We start from the raw sequence: 15,204 nt of genomic DNA, 5'->3' as shown, positions 1-15,204 counted from the left end.
GGCAGACAATCGCTGCACTCGAGAGGAGGACGTCATGGACGAAGTATGGAGCATCGAGCGCAGGCTCTGGTTGGAGGGGGTGGAGGCGTACGAATCCAATATGGCGCCAGACTGCCTGATGGCCTTTGCCGGCATCGGCGTGCTGCGCGGGCCGGCGATCGTCGAGAGCCTGCGGGAGGCGCCGCGCTGGCGTACGGTGACGATGTCGGAGCAGGTGGAGGCGAGGCCCAGCTATGAGACGATGGTCATCGCCTATGTCGCCGAAGCGTCCCGCGGTGAGGGCAAGCCTTATCGCGCCTTGTGCACCTCCACCTACCTGCTGGCCGGGGGCCGCTGGACCATCGCCCAGCACCAGCAGACGCCGATCTGAGCGCAGTCCCTTGTGCATGGGCCAAGCTGTCACAATATTTCTACAGACAGCGCACCCAAAACGCCCTAGCGTCGTTGCTGTGAGTCAGGCGCCGAGGCGCCGCTGAGGAGCCAACACCAGCTTGAGCAGGCACTTGCCACCGCACGCAGACAACGCCCTCGCTTCCCAACTCGAACTCGCCTTTGAAGACAACCGCCTGGCGGCCCAGCTCTACGGGGATTTCGACCAGAACCTGGCGCTGATCGAACAGCGCCTGGGGGTTTCGGCTGCGCCGCGCGGCAACCATGTGCTGATCAAGGGCGCGTCCGGTGCCGTCGACCAGGCACGGCGGGTGCTCGAATCGCTCTACGAAAGCCTGGAAGAAGGACGGTCCCTGGAAATCTCGGATGTGGATGGAGTCATCCGCATGATCGAGACCGAGGATTCGCAACTGACGCTGCCCACGCTCGAGAAGAAGGGCAAGGTGCGCATGGCCCAGATCGCCACGCGCAAATCCACCATCATCGCACGCACCCCGGCGCAGGACGCCTATATGCGCGCCATGGACCGGGCCGAACTGGTGTTCGGCGTCGGGCCTGCCGGTACCGGCAAGACCTACCTGGCCGTTGCGCACGCCGCTTCGCTGCTGGAGCGCGGCGACATCAACCGCATCATCCTGTCGCGTCCGGCCGTGGAAGCCGGCGAGCGGCTCGGCTTCCTGCCCGGCGACATGAAGGAGAAGGTCGACCCCTACCTTCGCCCGCTCTATGACGCGCTTTACGACATGATGAAGCCGGAAACGGTGGAACGCTGCATCACCTCGGGGATCATCGAGGTGGCGCCGCTCGCCTTCATGCGCGGCCGCACCCTCGCTAATGCGGTGGTGATCCTGGACGAGGCGCAGAACACCACCTCCATGCAGATGAAGATGTTCCTGACCCGCCTGGGCGAGAATTCCAAGATGATCGTCACGGGCGACCCGAGCCAGGTCGACCTGCCGCGCGGCGAGAAATCCGGGCTGATCGAAGCGGTACACCTGCTCGACGGCATCGAGGGGGTGCATGTCTCGCGCTTCAACGACAAGGACGTGGTGCGCCATGCCCTGGTCGGCCGCATCGTGCGCGCCTACGAGGCCGACTCGCAGCGCCGGATCGCCGAGAAGGAAGGCGACACCTCGGGGCTGGCGCGGACCCTGGGCACGCTGCCGCGGACCTGAGCATGCCCACCCCTCCCCTCGAGATCGCCGTCATCGTCAATGACGAGCAGTGGCCGGATGGCCTTGAAGCGCGCGCGGAAGCGGCCGTGCTGGCGGCGCTTGCCGGAAGCAAGGCCAAGGTTACGGGCGCGGCGGAGCTCTCGATCCTGCTCACCAACGACGCCGAGCAGCATGAGCTCAACCGGCAGTGGCGGGGCAAGGATTCCTCGACCAACGTCCTGAGCTTCCCGCAGATCGAGCCGTTCGGCCCGGTCACCGGTCTGCTCGGCGATATCAGCCTTGCCCGCGAGACGCTGGAGCGCGAGGCGGCGGAGCAGGGCGTGACCTTTGAAGCCCATTTCACCCACCTCGTGGTGCACGGATTCCTCCATATCCTCGGTTATGACCACATGACCGATGAGGAAGCGGCGGAAATGGAAGGGCTCGAGACCGTTATCCTTCACGGGCTCGGCATCGAAGACCCCTATGCGGACGATGCCCGGAACGGGTAGAATGCCGCCTCGTTTTTCCTACAGAGGACAGACAAGCTGCCAGTTGGCAGCGGACAGCGATGACCGACAGCGACAGTTTGGGCAACTCAGCGCCCACCAACCCCGAGCCTCCCTCTAGTCCCGCCTCCGTGGCGTCACGGGGGCCAAGTCTCTGGAACCGGCTCAAATCCGTGCTGGCCCTGCGCACGGTATCCCTGCGCGACGACCTGCAGGTCGCGCTGGAGGAAAGGGGCAGCGCCGAAACGGCGGATTTCTCCGAAAGCGAGCGGACCATCCTCGCCAATGTGCTGAAGCTCTCCAATATCAGCGTCGGCGACGTCATGGTGGAGCGCAGCGACATCCAGGCGGTGGACGCCGACACCAATCTCGGCGCGCTGATCGCCCGCTTCCGTCGTGTCGGTCACTCGCGCCTGCCGGTCTATGACGACAATCTCGACAACATCCTCGGCTTCATCCACGTCAAGGATGCCCTGAGCAAGATCACCGTGCCGGTGACCGATCCGGACAAGGAAGTGCCGGTCAAGCTGGTCTCGACCATCCTGCGCCAGAAGATCGTGCGCCTCGACATCATGCGCGAGGCGATGTTCGTGCCGACCTTCATGCCGGTGGGCGACCTGTTGCAGCAGATGCGGGCCAGCCGGACCCACATGGCGATCGTGGTCGACGAATATGGCGGCACCGACGGGCTCGTCACCATCGAGGACCTGCTCGAAGTGGTGGTGGGCGAGATCGAGGACGAGCACGACGAACTGGCTGCCGCCCTGATCCGCAAGGTGGGGACCGATATCTGGGTCGCCGATGCGCGCGCCGAACTCGATGACGTCAAGGCCCTGCTTGGGCCGGATTTCGATCCAGGCGAGTATGGGGAAGAGGTGGAAACGATCGGTGGGCTGGTGTTCGACCTGGCCGGTCACGTGCCCAAACGCGGCGAGCGGGTGAACAATCTGCCACATTTCGATTTCGAAGTACTGGCCGCCGACAGCCGCCGCATCAAGCGCCTGCGCATCCGCCGCAAACAGTCGCAGGCGGACGAGCCAGCCGAACCGCTCGCCATCACCGACCAGCGCTCACCGGAGCAACGGGCGGCGGAATAAGTTAAGGATTGGGGCTGCTTACATCGAAAAACTCGATGTCACCCCGGCCTTGAGCCGGGGTCCATCTTGATATCTCAGGATGGGCCCCCGCTTGCGCGGGGGTGACAACCGTGGGTGCTGGAGGGCCGCAGCCCTGATGCAGCGGTCGCTAATTCCGCCCGTCATTGGGGCGGGCCTTGTCGCCGCCTTCGCGGGTGTCCTTGGTCTTGGCGTCGGCGGTCTGGCCGAAGGTGGTGCCGCCGAGATGGCCGCCCTTGTCCATCTTCTTGAGCTGTTCTTCGTCGGACTTTTCCTTGCTCATCCTTGGCTCCTTTCGTGTGTGAAAGGCCAACCGATGGCGCCGGAGTTTGTTCCGATTTCTATCAGGCCGCAGCGGGCTCGAAGCGCATCGCGACGCCGTTGATGCAGTAGCGCAGGCCCGTGGGCTGGGGACCGTCGTTGAAGACATGGCCCTGGTGCCCGCCGCAATTGCTGCAGTGCACTTCGATGCGGATCATGCCGAAGCTGGTGTCTTCCGAGGTGCCGAGAGCGCCGTCGAGATAGGTGTAGAAGCTCGGCCAGCCGGTGCGGCTGTCATACTTGGTGGCGGCATCGAACAGCGGCTGGTCGCAGCCGGCGCAGTGGAAGATGCCGGGGCGCTTTTCGTCGTTGAGCGGGGAACTGAAGGCCCATTCGGTGTCGTGCTCGCGCAGCACCTTGTAGGAGGCGGGGTCGAGCCGGGCGCGCCATTCCTCTTCGCTCAACTGGAACGGGAACTCGCCTTCTGCGGCCCGCGGCGATGGGCGCAGCACCAGCACCGAGAAGGCGCCGAGCGCCGCCATGGCGGTGCCGGCGAGCAGGAAATTGCGGCGAGTGATGGCCATGCGCGTTCTCCCTGAAAGGCCGAACCCCGCACCGCTGCCCCGAGGGAGCGGGCACGATACGGGGCTCGATTGGCGGCAGTGTAGCGCCTTGCGGGGCGCGCTGCCGTCAAGACTTGGTGAGGGCTCAGGAAGCCGGCAGAAGCACCGCGTCGATGACGTGGATGACGCCGTTGGACTGGATCACGTCGGCGATGGTGACGGTGGCGGCGTTGCCATTCTCGTCGGTGACGATGACGTTGCCGCCTTCGGTGGTGAGCGTCAGTTCACAGCCGCCGACCGTGTCGACCTTGGCTTCGCCGCCGCCCGATTCGATCATGCCGAGCACGTCAGCGGCCAGCGCCTGGGCCGGAACCACGTGGCAGGTGAGGATCTGGGTCAGTTGATCCTTGTTCTCGGGCTGGAGCAGGGTTTCGACGGTGCCGGCCGGCAGGGCCTCGAAGGCAGCGTTGACCGGTGCGAAGACGGTGAACGGGCCTTCGCCCGACAGCGTCTCGACCAGGCCCGCGGCCTGGACGGCAGCAACGAGGGTGGTGTGGTCGGCAGAATTGACGGCGTTCTCCACGATGTTGCGGTCGGCAAGCATCGGGGCGCCGCCCACTTCGGGATTCTCCTGGGCAAAGGCGGCGCCGGTGAGGGCGGCAGCGGAGAGCAGGGCAGCGGCGGTGATGGAGCGAAGAGCGATCATTGTTCGATACCTTCCTTGATGTTGGTTCCGGTTGGCCGGAGACGCAGGAAGGTACGGACGCAGGATGCGGGCGGTTTTGGCGAGTTTCAGGGATTCTTCGTTGAAAATGCTGAAACTTTCGGTGCCGAGCGTACGTATCGGCCCGCCTTGGCGACGACTCGTGGTGCTGCACCAGTGCTGATGTTGCCTTGTGGGGAGGGATCAAGGGTGGGGTGTCGGCGGCAGAGCATACTGAGGATCGGGACGTGCGAATAGCACGACACCCCCACCCTCACCTCAAGGGGGAGGGGGGAGGAGACATCGCGTTCGTTCCACCGACTAAATGCGGGTGACTGCGCCCTGGGCGACGATCGGGCCGGTGGCGACGCCGGTGGGCGAGCCGCCTTCGGGCTCGAGGGTCAGGGCCAGCACGGAGCCCTCGCCCCAGCCGGCGAGAATGTCGGGGGCGACCTTGACCTCGATTGCTTCGCCGACCGGTACCACGCCCATCGAGGTCACCGTGTCGTCCTGGATGGCCCAGAGCTCGAGGTCCTTGTCGGGCGCCACGGCACCGGACAGAGCGGTCAGGCGGAGCGTGCCGGCGCCGTCATAGAAGGCGAGGAAGCGGATGTCGCTGCCCTCTTCCTCGAGCGCGGCCACCAACTGGTTGGTGAGGCTGGTCACGTCCTGGCGCGGCTCGAAGGCGGCAAAGCCCACCGCCACCACCGCCACTGCCAGTGCACCGGCGGCAAGACCGCGCCACAACGCGAGCGAATCCCACCAGCTCGTCCGCCGCTGGCTGGCGCCGAACAGGCGCTTCTCGATGCTGCCGAACACCCGGCCCGGCGGCGCCACTTCGGCAAACTCTGCGTCCATGCCGGCAAAGCGCGACACCCAGAAATCGCGTTCGGCCTGAAGGCGCGGATCGGCGGCGATCATCCGCTCCACCTGCGCATGGCTGGTGGCGTCGAGCAGGCCGAGCACGTATTCGGCGACCAGCGCCCGCGCTCCGTCCGTTCCGCCGATGTCCTCGTCCATGCTCATGCCGTCAGGCACTCTCTCAATCTGATCAGACTCCGGCGCAGCCAGGTCCGCATAGTATTCAACGGCACCGTATAGCGCTCCGCCAGTTCCTCGTAGCTCATGCCATCGAGATAGGCGCCGCGCACGGCGTTGGCACGGTCGGGATCGAGCGTGCCGAGGCAGTGGTCGATACGCGCCTTCTCCTGGCTGGCCTCCGCCGCCCGTTCGGGCGATGGGGCGTCGTCGGGTACGTCGAGCGCGACGTCGATGTCGTCGGAAACCGGGCGACGGGCCCGCAGGATATCGAGCGCGTGATTGCGCGCCACCGCCACCAGCCAACTGATCGGACTGGTGTTGCCTGGTATGAAGCGGTCGGCCCGCTGCCAGATCTTGACGTAGACTTCCTGGATGGCCTCTTCGGCCTCCGAACGGTCCTTCAAGATACGGAGCACCACGCCGAAGAGTTTCGCCGAGGTCCGCTCATACAGCGTGCGGAAGGCCGCGCGGTCCTTGAGGGCACAGCGGCTGATCAGGTCGGCGATGTCGGCGCTCGGCGTCTGCATCGTCATCGTCTAGCTGTTCCCTGTTCGCCTCGCCAGCACCCTTAACGCAGGATAAGCGAAATGGATCGCCCGCTTGCGGACATCTCGACCTTTTCGTTGGGGGCGCTATGGTCTAGACCGATGCCGCCCGTTGTCCGGCCGCCTAACAGGATTGCGCATGTCCGATCTCGACGCCCAGAACGACCGCTTCTCGCATGATGCCGGGATCCTTGCGCAGGCGCTGCCCTATATGCAGCGCTACGAGGGCAAGACGGTGGTGGTAAAGTATGGCGGCCACGCCATGGGCGACATCGCCCTCGGCCGTGCCTTTGCCCGGGACATCGCGCTGCTCAAGCAGAGCAAGGTCAACCCGATCGTCGTCCACGGCGGCGGGCCGCAGATCGCCCAGATGCTCAAGAATCTCGGCATCGAATCCAAGTTCGAGGGCGGGCTGCGCGTCACCGACCAGCGCACCATGGACGTGGTCGAGATGGTCCTCGCCGGCTCGATCAACAAGGAAATCGTCGCGCTGATCAATGCCGAGGGCGAATGGGCCATCGGCCTCTGCGGCAAGGACGGCAACATGGTCTTCGCCAAGAAGGCCCACAAGACCGTCAAGGACCCGGGCTCCGCCATCGAACGGGTGCTCGACCTCGGTTTCGTCGGCGAGCCGGTGGAGGTCGACCGCACGCTGCTCGACCTGCTGGCCCGCTCCGAGATGATCCCGGTGATCGCGCCGGTGGCGCCCGGCCGCGACGGCAACACCTACAACATCAATGCCGACACCTTTGCCGGCGCCATTGCCGGCTCGCTCGGCGCCAAGCGGCTTCTGTTCCTGACCGACGTGCCGGGCGTGCTCGACAAGGACGGCAAGCTGATCCCCGAACTCAGCGTCAGCGAGGCCAAGTCCCTGATCGCCGACGGCACCATCTCCGGCGGCATGATCCCCAAGGTGGAAACCTGCCTCGAGGCGCTGGATGCCGGCGTCGAGGGCGTGGTGATCCTCAACGGCAAGATGCCGCATGTGGTGCTGGTGGAACTCTTCACCGAATTCGGCGCCGGCACGCTGATCGTGCGGTAGCGATCTGTTAACCACCGGGCGTTTTGCCGGGGGTGTGACACATCGGTCATTGCTGCCCCGGGAAAACTCGTGGCAAATTTTAGGCATTGTGTTTGGCGGGAGATGACGATGCGTGGGACCAAGGGGCTGGCAGCGAGTGTAGCGGCGGCGGCGCTGCTGATGGCGACGGGGGCTTCGGCCCAGCAGATCGAGACCGTGATGGTGCTGCCCACCGTCGACTCGCAGGCGTATCAGACCTCATCCTTCGTCTGGGACGGCTTCTATGTCGGTGCGCAGGCGGCGATCGTCGCCACCAAAACCCATGAGATCAATGGGGTTGTCGGTCCCGAGCAACTGCTCGGCGATATCGGTGGCCATGCCGGCGTCTTCGCCGGCTACCGCATGACCGTCACCGACTGGCTGGTGCTCGGCGTGGATGTCGAAGCCAACAACGTCGCCACCGAGTACCTGTTCAACGCGGCGAACTATGGTGCGCTGAAGTGGGATGCGGCGGTGCGTGCCACCCTCGGTTATCCGGTGGCCCCGAACGTCCTCGCTTATGGCATCGTCGGCTACAATTGGGGCCGGTTCGACATGTCGCCAGGCATCGGTACCGCCGATTCGGCGTTCACCGCCGGTGGCTGGCAGCTCGGCGTGGGCGCCGACATGATGGTGACCGACAACATCATGGCCCGCCTTCAGGCGACCTGGACCCATTTCGGGGTCAACAATCTTCCAAGTGGCGGCAACCCGGCCTTCGGCACCAGCGAGCCCAGCGATCTGGTGGTGCGCGCCGGCCTCGGCTGGAAGTTCTAGGCGGCATCCACCTGTCGTGACCGGAGGCCGATCGCCTCCGGAGCGCTCGGGCGCGCGAACAGATAGCCCTGACCGATCGGGCAGCCCACCGTGGCAAGGTAGCGGCGCTGCTCGTCCGTTTCGACGCCCTCGGCGATCACCAGCTTTCCGAGGCGCCGCGCCATCAACAGCACGGTCTCGACGATCACTTCGCGCTGCGGGTCCGGCAGGCCCCGTACGAAGGACTGGTCGATCTTGATCTTGTCGATCGGCAGGCGTGCCAGATAGCTCAGCGACGAATAGCCGGTGCCGAAATCGTCGAGCGCGATGCGGGCGCCGAGCGCCTGCAATTGCTCGAGCGCAGCGACGATACCGGCGTCATTGTCGACGAACAAAGTTTCGGTAATCTCGAGATCGAGCCGCGAGGCGGGGAAGCCGGTGGATTCGAGGGCAGCGCGCACGCTGCCCACCACGTCGCCCAGCCGGAACTGTGCGGCGGAAACATTCACCGACAGACGCCCCTGCCAGTCCCATCCTGCCGCCTGGCGGCACGCCTCGCGCAGCACCCAGTCGCCGAGGCCGACGATCAGGCCGGTTTCCTCGGCCAAGGGCACGAATTCGGCCGGCGAGACCAGGCCGAACTCCGGGTGCTGCCAGCGCACCAGCGCCTCGACGCCGACCATGGTGCCGCTGGCAAGGTCGACCTGCGGCTGGAACAGCAGGAAGAACTGCCCGTCCGTCAGGGCCCGGCGCAGCGCCAGGTCGAGCCGCCGCCGCTGTTCGATGCGGTTGCCGTGGCCGGGGTCGAACACAGCGCTCCTTATGCCGCCCCGGCGGGCGACGTCGAGCGCGATTTCGGCCTGGCGCAGCCGCTCGGCGGCCGGCATGCCGCTGGGGCTGCTGAAGCCGAAGCGGGTCTGCAGGATCGCGTGGTGGCCATCCACCGCATAGGGCGCCTCGAGGGCCGCGGCCAAGCGGGACGCGGTTTGTTCGGGCGTGTCGCCCGCCGGCTGCAGGAAGGCGAAGGTGGCGTTGCCCACCCGCGCTGGCAGGGAACCGGTCTGGTAGTCGAGCCGCATCACCGCCTCGGTCAGCACGCGGTCGACGACGCCGTGCCCGAGGGTTGCGGTCACCGTGCTCACCCGCACCAGTTCGATCAGCACCAGGCAGCCGACGCGTTCCCGGTGATCGAGATCGTCCAGCATGGCCTGGCGCGAGCGCGCCCCGGTGACCGGATCGTGCAGGGCGAGCCAGGCGAGGCGCGCCTGTTGACGCCGGTTTTCGGCGCGCTTGTCGGCCCATTCGCGCACCAGCGTCATGATCACCAGCCCGGCGCCGAGCGCATGCAGCGCCGCCGTATCGACAAGCAGGGCGGCATCGCGAAGCGCCCACCAGGCAAGCAGCTCGATCAGCACGGCCGCCGCGGCCGCGCTGCCCAGCAGTTGCGCCACCGAGAGCCGCCGCCCCGCCAGCAGGAACAGCATCGCCGCCAGCACCGCGACGGCGCCGGCAGGCGCGAATCTGAGGTCGCTGAGGCCGCGACCGGCCTTCAACGTCTCGGTGGCAGCGATCTGCACCATGGGCCCGGGAATGACGCCGAAGCGGGGGACACGGAAGAAATCGCGCAGTTCCACCGCGCTGGCGCCAACCACCACCTGCTTGCCCGCGACCAGGCCGGGATCGATGCGGCCGAAGAGCACATCGGCGGCCGAGAAGCGCGGCACGGCGTCGAGGTCGATGCCGTAGTCGATGACGATGCGCGGCTCGGTGACGGCCCCCGGCGTGAGAGCAACGGCCACCGAGGGAATCGGCGGCTCGTCCAGGGCGGCAGGCACGGACTGCAGCAGACCGGTGCCGTCGCCATCGACATTGACCAGCACCGATCCCGCATGCGCCGCGAAGCGGGGAATGGGCTGGTTGAGGATGGCCGAACCATCAAGCGCCCGCTGCTGAAAGGCGGCCAGCCAGGCATAGCCACCGGCGCGCCCGAGCGCCGCCTCGAACGCGGCATCGGCGGGTTCGCTGGAGACGGTGCTGAAGTCGATGTCGAACACCACCTCGTCGGCGCCGAAGTCCATCAGCCGGTCGAGCAGCTCGGCATGGACGGTCCGGGGCCAGGGCCAGACGCCGACCCCGGACAGGCTGGCGCCGTCGATCTCCACGAACACCACGTTCCCGCTCGGGGCGCGGTCGGTGCCGGCAAAGCGCAGCTCGCGCAGAGCCTGGTCGATGGGGCCGAACACGCCCAGCAGCGCCGCCGCGAACACCAGGACGGTCAGCGTTGCAACAGCCGCTCCGCGGGAGGCCGGGTGTGGCATGGTCAGCTCCGGGTTCTAGCCGCGGCCGTTGCCATTGCCGTTACCGCCGCCATTTCCGTTGCCGTTGCCGCCGCCGGAATTGCCGGGACCCCCGCCATTGCCACCGGAGTTGCCATTGCCGTTGCCGCCACCGGAGTTCCCAGGGCCATTGCCGCCGCCGGAGTTACCGGGACCGTTGCCGCCACCGGAGTTGCCCGGGCCATTGCCACCGCCGTTGCCGTGGCCGTTGCCGTTGCCGCCGGAGTTGCCCGGGCCGTTGCCACCGCCGTTGCCGTGGCCATTGCCGTTGCCGCCGGAGTTCCCAGGGCCATTGCCGCCACCGTTGCCGTGGCCATTGCCGTTGCCGCCGGAGTTGCCGGGCCCGTTACCGCCACCATGCCCGTGGCCGTTGCCGTTGCCGCCGGAGTTGCCCGGGCCATTACCGCCACCGTTGCCGTGGCCATTGCCGTTGCCGCCGGAGTTGCCGGGCCCGTTACCGCCACCATGCCCGTGGCCGTTGCCGTTGCCGCCGGAGTTGCCGGGCCCGTTACCGCCACCATGCCCGTGGCCGTTGCCGTTGCCGCCGGAGTTGCCGGGCCCGTTACCGCCACCAAGACCGTGGCCGTTGCCGTTTCCGCCGGAGTTGCCCGGGCCATGGCCGCCGCCGTTTCCAGGACCATTGCCGTTGCCCGGCGTCCCGTTGGCGGGTTGTGGAACCTCGGGGGCCGGATCCGGCTGGCCATTGCCGGCGCCGCCTGACGGCGCGGAAACATCAGCCACCGGTTCGGTGGTGCCCGGCACCACCTGGACACCCTCGAAGGTGAACACGGCTGCAGCCTGGCCGCCGGTGACGTTGAGGGGCGCGGTCTCGGAGACCACGGCCTCCTGGCCCCGCCGGATGTCGGTGACGAGGTCGTTGCCGGTATCCTGCACCTGCACGACACCCCGATCGACCTGCACGCGGGCACTGTGGCCTTCGACCACCACCGTGAAGCGTGTGCCCTTGACCACCGCCGCGAGATACGGCGTCTGCACCGAAAAGTGCTGAACGTTGCGGCGCTCGACATCGACCGAGACCACGCCACGGGCCTGGATCACGCTGGTCTTGAGTTCGGCGCCGGCGTCGCGAAGGCTGATCTCGGTGTTGGCCTGGAGCTCGATTGTCTCGTTGCCACGCATGAGACCGATGCGGCCGTCGGGGCCGGTGCGCAGCTTCTGCCGCGGCTCCACCACTCGGCCGCGCTCAAGCGGAACCCAGCTCCAGCCGACCTGGATTTCGGCCGTCCCCCGCACCCGGCCGACGACCCATTCCTGGGCAAGCGCCGGCACAGTGAGCGCCAGCAAAGCTATAACCACCAACAGAATTCTTCTCATGGCCCCCTCGCATTCTTGCGTGAGACCACGACACCCCCCGCACCCTTAGGGAAGAGTTACCGGTCCGGGGCTGTGACGATCACGGCACAGGAGAGGGTGAAGATTGCGTTGCGGCGACCCTGCAAACCCAAAGCACCCACGTCCGCCTTGCTCCCGGGGTGCAAGTCGCGCCATATTTCCTCCGATCAACGCCCAGAGGGGAGACCGACATGAAAGCGATCCTGACCGCAACGAAAGGACCCATCATGCTCAAGGACATCCCGACCCATGTCGTCGATCACCCGCGCGAGGCCGAGCGCCGCGCATCCTAGCCTTTCCACCAGCCAGCAACGCTGGCGCAAATTCCTCTCCTATTACCGACCGCACCTGCCGCTGCTCGCGGCTGACCTTGCGGCTGCGCTGGTGGTTGCTGCTGCGGCAGTGGCACAGCCGCTGGTCGCCAATATCGTCACCACCCGGCTGATTGCCCTTCCCGACGGGCCCGAGGTGCTGAGCCAGATTCTTTTTGCCGGGGGGATCATGCTCCTGCTGCTGGCGGTGCAGGTCGCGGCCGGCTTCTTTGTCGACTATCAGGGCCACATGATGGGCGCGCGGATCGAGGCGGATGTCCGCCAGGAGTTGTTCGAGCACGCCCAGAAGCTCAGCTTCGGCTTTCATGACCGCACCCGCACCGGGCAGTTGATGAGCCGCATCACCAACGACTCGCTCTGGCTCGGGGAGCTCTTTCATCACGGCCCGGAAGACCTGGCCATCACGGTGCTCAAGTTTGCCGGCGCCATGGCGGTGCTGGTCTATGTCGACCCGGCGCTGGCGGGCTGTATCGCCCTGCTGGTGCCGTTCGCCGTGCTCTATGCGCTCCACTTCAACGGCCGCATGAACCGGGCGCTGGCGCGCAGCAAGGAAGAGATCGCCGCCGTCAACCAGCGGGTGGAGGATGCCTTGGGCGGCATCCGCGTGGTGCAGTCCTTTGCCAACGAGCCGCTGGAGAGCCGGCGCTTCGCCAGCCACAACCGGCGCTTTCTCGACAGCCGGCGTGACGGCTACCGCAGCGAGGCCTGGTTTTCGCTGGGCGCCGACAGCTTTGCGCAACTCATCGTCATCATCGTCATCATTGTCGGTGCCCTGCGCGTGCGCGGGGGCGAACTGACGCTCGCCGACATGCTGACCTTCCTCTTGGCGGTCGGCGTGCTGGTCGATCCGGTGCAGCGGCTCGCCAACATCATCCGGCTCTGGCAGGAGGGCCATACCGGCTTCGTGCGGACCATGGAAATCCTCGAGGTTGAACCCGATATCGCCGATCGGCAAGGCGCCGCCGCCCTGCCCCGGCCCAGCGGGGCGATCAGCTTCCGCGAAGTCGGCTTCCGCTATGGGGCTGGCGGGCCCGAGGTGTTCTCCGGCCTCAGCTTCGACATCGCGCCCGGCTCCTTCGTGGCGCTGGTCGGCCCGTCGGGCGTGGGCAAGACCACGCTGTGCAGCCTGATCCCGCGCTTCTACGACGTCACCAGCGGCGCCGTCCTCATCGACGGCACCGACATTCGAGACGTCACCCTCGCCTCGCTGCGGCGCCAGATCGGGGTGGTGCAGCAGGACGTCTATTTGTTCGCCGGCACAGTGGCGGAAAACCTCCGCTATGGCCGCCCCGACGCCACCGACGACCAGATCGTCGAAGCGGCGCGAGCTGCCAACGCGCACGACTTCATCACCGCCCTGCCCGATGGCTACAGCACCGATATCGGCCAGCGCGGGGTGCGACTCTCCGGCGGGCAGAAGCAGCGACTGACCATCGCCCGCGCCTTTCTCAAGGACCCCGCCATCCTGATCTTCGACGAGGCCACCAGCGCGCTCGACACCGAGAGCGAGAGGCTGGTGCAGGAGTCGATGGCGCGGCTGGCCCAAGGCCGCACCACGATCGTCATCGCCCACCGCCTGTCGACCATCCGCCAGGCCGAGCGCATCCTGGTGCTGGGGCCGGGCGGCATCGAGGAGGACGGCACCCACGAGGCGCTGATGGCACAGGGCGGCGCCTACTGGCGGCTGCAACAGCTCGCCGCCCGCATCTGACGGCTCGACAATGCTGGCAGGCTGCCGCACAAGCCACCGCATGGCAACGATCGCGATCATCGGGGGCGGGCCGGCGGGGCTCATGGCGGCGGAGGTGCTCGGCGGGGCCGGGCACGCCGTTACCGTGTTCGAGGCGATGCCGACCGTCGGGCGCAAGCTGCTGATGGCCGGCAAGTCGGGGCTCAATCTTACCCATGCCGAGCCGCATAGCGACTTCGTCGCCCGCTATGGCGCCGCTGCGGAGCGGCTCCGGCCGACGCTGGACAGCTTCACCGCGACCGATGTCCGCGACTGGTGTCGGGGACTCGGCGTCGAGACCTTTGTCGGCTCGTCGGGGCGGGTGTTTCCCACCAGCATGAAGGCCTCTCCACTGCTGCGCGCCTGGCTTGCCCGGCTCGAGACGTTCGGCGTCACCGTTCGCACCCGGCATCGCTGGAGCGGCTGGATGGGGGATGCGCTGCGGTTCGAGACGCCGCAGGGTCCGGTCACCTACCGGTTCGACGCCACCATTCTCACCCTGGGCGGCGCCAGCTGGCCTGGGCTCGGATCGGATGCGGCCTGGGTGCCGTGGCTGGCCGAAAAGGGTGTGGCGATCGCTCCGTTCGCGCCGGCCAATTGCGGCTTCGATGTCGGCTGGAGTTCCGTATTCATCGAGCGCTTCGCCGGTCAGCCGGTGAAGTCGGTGCGCGCCAGTTCCGATGCGGGCGCAATTGCCGGTGAGTTCGTGATCAGCCGCCACGGGGTGGAGGGAAGCCTGGTCTATGCCCACGCCGCCGCGCTGCGCGACCGTCTCGCAGCGACCGGCAGTGCCGCGCTCACCCTCGACCTGATGCCGGGGCGTACGGCCGACCGCCTCGCCGCCGATCTGGCGCGGCAGCCGCAAAAGCTCAGCTTCTCGAACCGGCTGCGCAAGGGCGCCGGGCTCGATCCGGTCAAGACCGGCCTTCTGCGCGAGGTGATGCCGGAGGCGGCGGCGCTCCCGCCGGAGCAGCTTGCGGCCACCATCAAGGCCCTGAAGCTGCCGCTTCTCCGCCCGCGGCCGATAGAGGAGGCGATCTCCTCGGCCGGCGGCATTCGCTGGAGCGAGTTCGACGAGCGGCTGATGCTGACGCGCCTCCCCGGCACCTTTGCCGCCGGGGAAATGCTCGACTGGGAAGCGCCCACAGGCGGCTACCTGCTCACCGCCTGCCTTGCCACCGCCAGGGCTGCCGCCGATGGGGTGATGCGGTGGGTGGAGGGGCGGTAGAACCCCTCATCCGCCCTTCGGGCACCTTCTCCCACAAGGGGAGAAGGGGGCACCGAGTTCGTTGCCGGCTCCGAGCCTCCCCTCTCCCCTTGCGGGAGAGGGTGGCTGGCGCGCAGCGCCAGACGGGTG

The 15,204-nt window shown here is 67.2% G+C and carries 15 protein-coding genes; 8 read left to right on the top strand and 7 right to left on the bottom strand.

The genetic code is table 11. The features are described 5' to 3' along the window. The first annotated feature begins 34 nt into the window (after nucleotides 1-34). The 4 genes from ACFSX5_RS09360 to ACFSX5_RS09345 all read left to right on the top strand — a co-directional run bounded on the left by ACFSX5_RS09360 (nucleotide 35) and on the right by ACFSX5_RS09345 (nucleotide 3,150). Nucleotides 35-370, top strand: coding sequence for a nuclear transport factor 2 family protein (locus tag ACFSX5_RS09360; protein WP_386833062.1), 336 nt, complete (start codon nucleotides 35-37; stop codon nucleotides 368-370). 133 nt (nucleotides 371-503) lie between these two features. Continuing rightward, entirely contained in the window at nucleotides 504-1,565 is a 1,062-nt protein-coding gene (locus ACFSX5_RS09355) for a PhoH family protein (protein ID WP_386833061.1), read from the top strand. Between the two features lie 2 nt (nucleotides 1,566-1,567). Continuing rightward, the gene (gene ybeY, locus ACFSX5_RS09350) at nucleotides 1,568-2,056 is read left to right on the top strand and encodes an rRNA maturation RNase YbeY (RefSeq protein WP_386833059.1); all 489 of its coding nucleotides are present in this window, start codon (nucleotides 1,568-1,570) and stop codon (nucleotides 2,054-2,056) included. A 59-nt stretch (nucleotides 2,057-2,115) separates the two neighbouring features. Next, entirely contained in the window at nucleotides 2,116-3,150 is a 1,035-nt protein-coding gene (locus ACFSX5_RS09345) for a hemolysin family protein (RefSeq protein WP_386833058.1), read from the top strand. A gap of 148 nt (nucleotides 3,151-3,298) precedes the next feature. Here the strand turns inward: ACFSX5_RS09345 and ACFSX5_RS09340 are convergent, their stop codons facing one another. The 5 genes from ACFSX5_RS09340 to ACFSX5_RS09320 form a co-directional block, all read right to left on the bottom strand. Beyond that, on the bottom strand, nucleotides 3,299-3,451 hold the full coding sequence (locus ACFSX5_RS09340; protein WP_386833056.1) for a hypothetical protein: 153 nt from the start codon (nucleotides 3,449-3,451) through the stop codon (nucleotides 3,299-3,301). Between the two features lie 61 nt (nucleotides 3,452-3,512). Next, nucleotides 3,513-4,007, bottom strand: coding sequence for a peptide-methionine (R)-S-oxide reductase MsrB (gene msrB / locus ACFSX5_RS09335; protein WP_386835614.1), 495 nt, complete (start codon nucleotides 4,005-4,007; stop codon nucleotides 3,513-3,515). A 130-nt stretch (nucleotides 4,008-4,137) separates the two neighbouring features. Beyond that, complete coding sequence (locus ACFSX5_RS09330) at nucleotides 4,138-4,698, bottom strand: fasciclin domain-containing protein (RefSeq protein WP_386833054.1); 561 nt, start codon at nucleotides 4,696-4,698, stop codon at nucleotides 4,138-4,140. Nucleotides 4,699-5,016: 318 nt separating this feature from the next. Then, nucleotides 5,017-5,721, bottom strand: a complete 705-nt coding sequence (locus tag ACFSX5_RS09325) for an anti-sigma factor (protein ID WP_386833053.1) — start codon at nucleotides 5,719-5,721, stop codon at nucleotides 5,017-5,019. Further along, nucleotides 5,718-6,269 carry a sigma-70 family RNA polymerase sigma factor gene (locus tag ACFSX5_RS09320; RefSeq protein WP_386833051.1) on the bottom strand — a complete coding sequence of 184 codons (552 nt, stop codon included), beginning with the start codon at nucleotides 6,267-6,269 and terminating at the stop codon, nucleotides 5,718-5,720. Before ACFSX5_RS09320 ends, ACFSX5_RS09325 begins: the two co-directional genes overlap by 4 nt. A 151-nt stretch (nucleotides 6,270-6,420) precedes the next feature. Between ACFSX5_RS09320 and argB the strand changes: the two genes are divergently transcribed. Then, the gene (gene argB / locus ACFSX5_RS09315) at nucleotides 6,421-7,323 is read left to right on the top strand and encodes an acetylglutamate kinase (protein ID WP_386833050.1); all 903 of its coding nucleotides are present in this window, start codon (nucleotides 6,421-6,423) and stop codon (nucleotides 7,321-7,323) included. 108 nt (nucleotides 7,324-7,431) lie between these two features. Beyond that, nucleotides 7,432-8,118: an outer membrane protein gene (locus tag ACFSX5_RS09310; protein ID WP_386833049.1), complete on the top strand. Its 687-nt coding sequence runs from the start codon at nucleotides 7,432-7,434 to the stop codon at nucleotides 8,116-8,118. Here the strand turns inward: ACFSX5_RS09310 and ACFSX5_RS09305 are convergent. Then, nucleotides 8,115-10,415: a putative bifunctional diguanylate cyclase/phosphodiesterase gene (locus ACFSX5_RS09305; RefSeq protein ID WP_386833047.1), complete on the bottom strand. Its 2,301-nt coding sequence runs from the start codon at nucleotides 10,413-10,415 to the stop codon at nucleotides 8,115-8,117. The two genes, ACFSX5_RS09310 and ACFSX5_RS09305, sit on opposite strands and share 4 nt — an antisense overlap. Nucleotides 10,416-10,430: 15 nt before the next feature. Continuing rightward, the gene (locus tag ACFSX5_RS09300; protein ID WP_386833045.1) at nucleotides 10,431-11,768 is read right to left on the bottom strand and encodes a FecR domain-containing protein; all 1,338 of its coding nucleotides are present in this window, start codon (nucleotides 11,766-11,768) and stop codon (nucleotides 10,431-10,433) included. Between the two features lie 267 nt (nucleotides 11,769-12,035). Between ACFSX5_RS09300 and ACFSX5_RS09295 the strand changes: the two genes are divergently transcribed. Further along, nucleotides 12,036-13,829, top strand: a complete 1,794-nt coding sequence (locus tag ACFSX5_RS09295) for an ABC transporter ATP-binding protein (RefSeq protein ID WP_386833043.1) — start codon at nucleotides 12,036-12,038, stop codon at nucleotides 13,827-13,829. A 40-nt stretch (nucleotides 13,830-13,869) separates the two neighbouring features. Further along, a complete protein-coding gene (locus ACFSX5_RS09290; RefSeq protein ID WP_386833041.1) occupies nucleotides 13,870-15,075 on the top strand; it encodes a TIGR03862 family flavoprotein in 1,206 nt (401 codons plus the stop codon). The last annotated feature ends 129 nt before the right edge of the window (nucleotides 15,076-15,204 follow it).

Source organism: Devosia albogilva (genome assembly GCF_042685625.1).
GTDB lineage: Bacteria > Pseudomonadota > Alphaproteobacteria > Rhizobiales > Devosiaceae > Devosia > Devosia albogilva.
This window is presented reverse-complemented; position numbering and strand designations above follow the sequence as displayed.

Coding starts and splice junctions, on each gene's coding strand:
- ACFSX5_RS09360 (WP_386833062.1), top strand. CDS start 35: ATGGACGAAGTATGGAGCATCGAGCGCAGGCTCTGGTTGGAGGGGGTG.
- ybeY (WP_386833059.1), top strand. CDS start 1,568: ATGCCCACCCCTCCCCTCGAGATCGCCGTCATCGTCAATGACGAGCAG.
- ACFSX5_RS09345 (WP_386833058.1), top strand. CDS start 2,116: ATGACCGACAGCGACAGTTTGGGCAACTCAGCGCCCACCAACCCCGAG.
- ACFSX5_RS09340 (WP_386833056.1), bottom strand. CDS start 3,451: ATGAGCAAGGAAAAGTCCGACGAAGAACAGCTCAAGAAGATGGACAAG.
- ACFSX5_RS09330 (WP_386833054.1), bottom strand. CDS start 4,698: ATGATCGCTCTTCGCTCCATCACCGCCGCTGCCCTGCTCTCCGCTGCC.
- ACFSX5_RS09325 (WP_386833053.1), bottom strand. CDS start 5,721: ATGAGCATGGACGAGGACATCGGCGGAACGGACGGAGCGCGGGCGCTG.
- ACFSX5_RS09320 (WP_386833051.1), bottom strand. CDS start 6,269: ATGACGATGCAGACGCCGAGCGCCGACATCGCCGACCTGATCAGCCGC.
- argB (WP_386833050.1), top strand. CDS start 6,421: ATGTCCGATCTCGACGCCCAGAACGACCGCTTCTCGCATGATGCCGGG.
- ACFSX5_RS09310 (WP_386833049.1), top strand. CDS start 7,432: ATGCGTGGGACCAAGGGGCTGGCAGCGAGTGTAGCGGCGGCGGCGCTG.
- ACFSX5_RS09305 (WP_386833047.1), bottom strand. CDS start 10,415: ATGCCACACCCGGCCTCCCGCGGAGCGGCTGTTGCAACGCTGACCGTC.
- ACFSX5_RS09300 (WP_386833045.1), bottom strand. CDS start 11,768: ATGAGAAGAATTCTGTTGGTGGTTATAGCTTTGCTGGCGCTCACTGTG.
- ACFSX5_RS09295 (WP_386833043.1), top strand. CDS start 12,036: ATGTCGTCGATCACCCGCGCGAGGCCGAGCGCCGCGCATCCTAGCCTT.
- ACFSX5_RS09290 (WP_386833041.1), top strand. CDS start 13,870: ATGGCAACGATCGCGATCATCGGGGGCGGGCCGGCGGGGCTCATGGCG.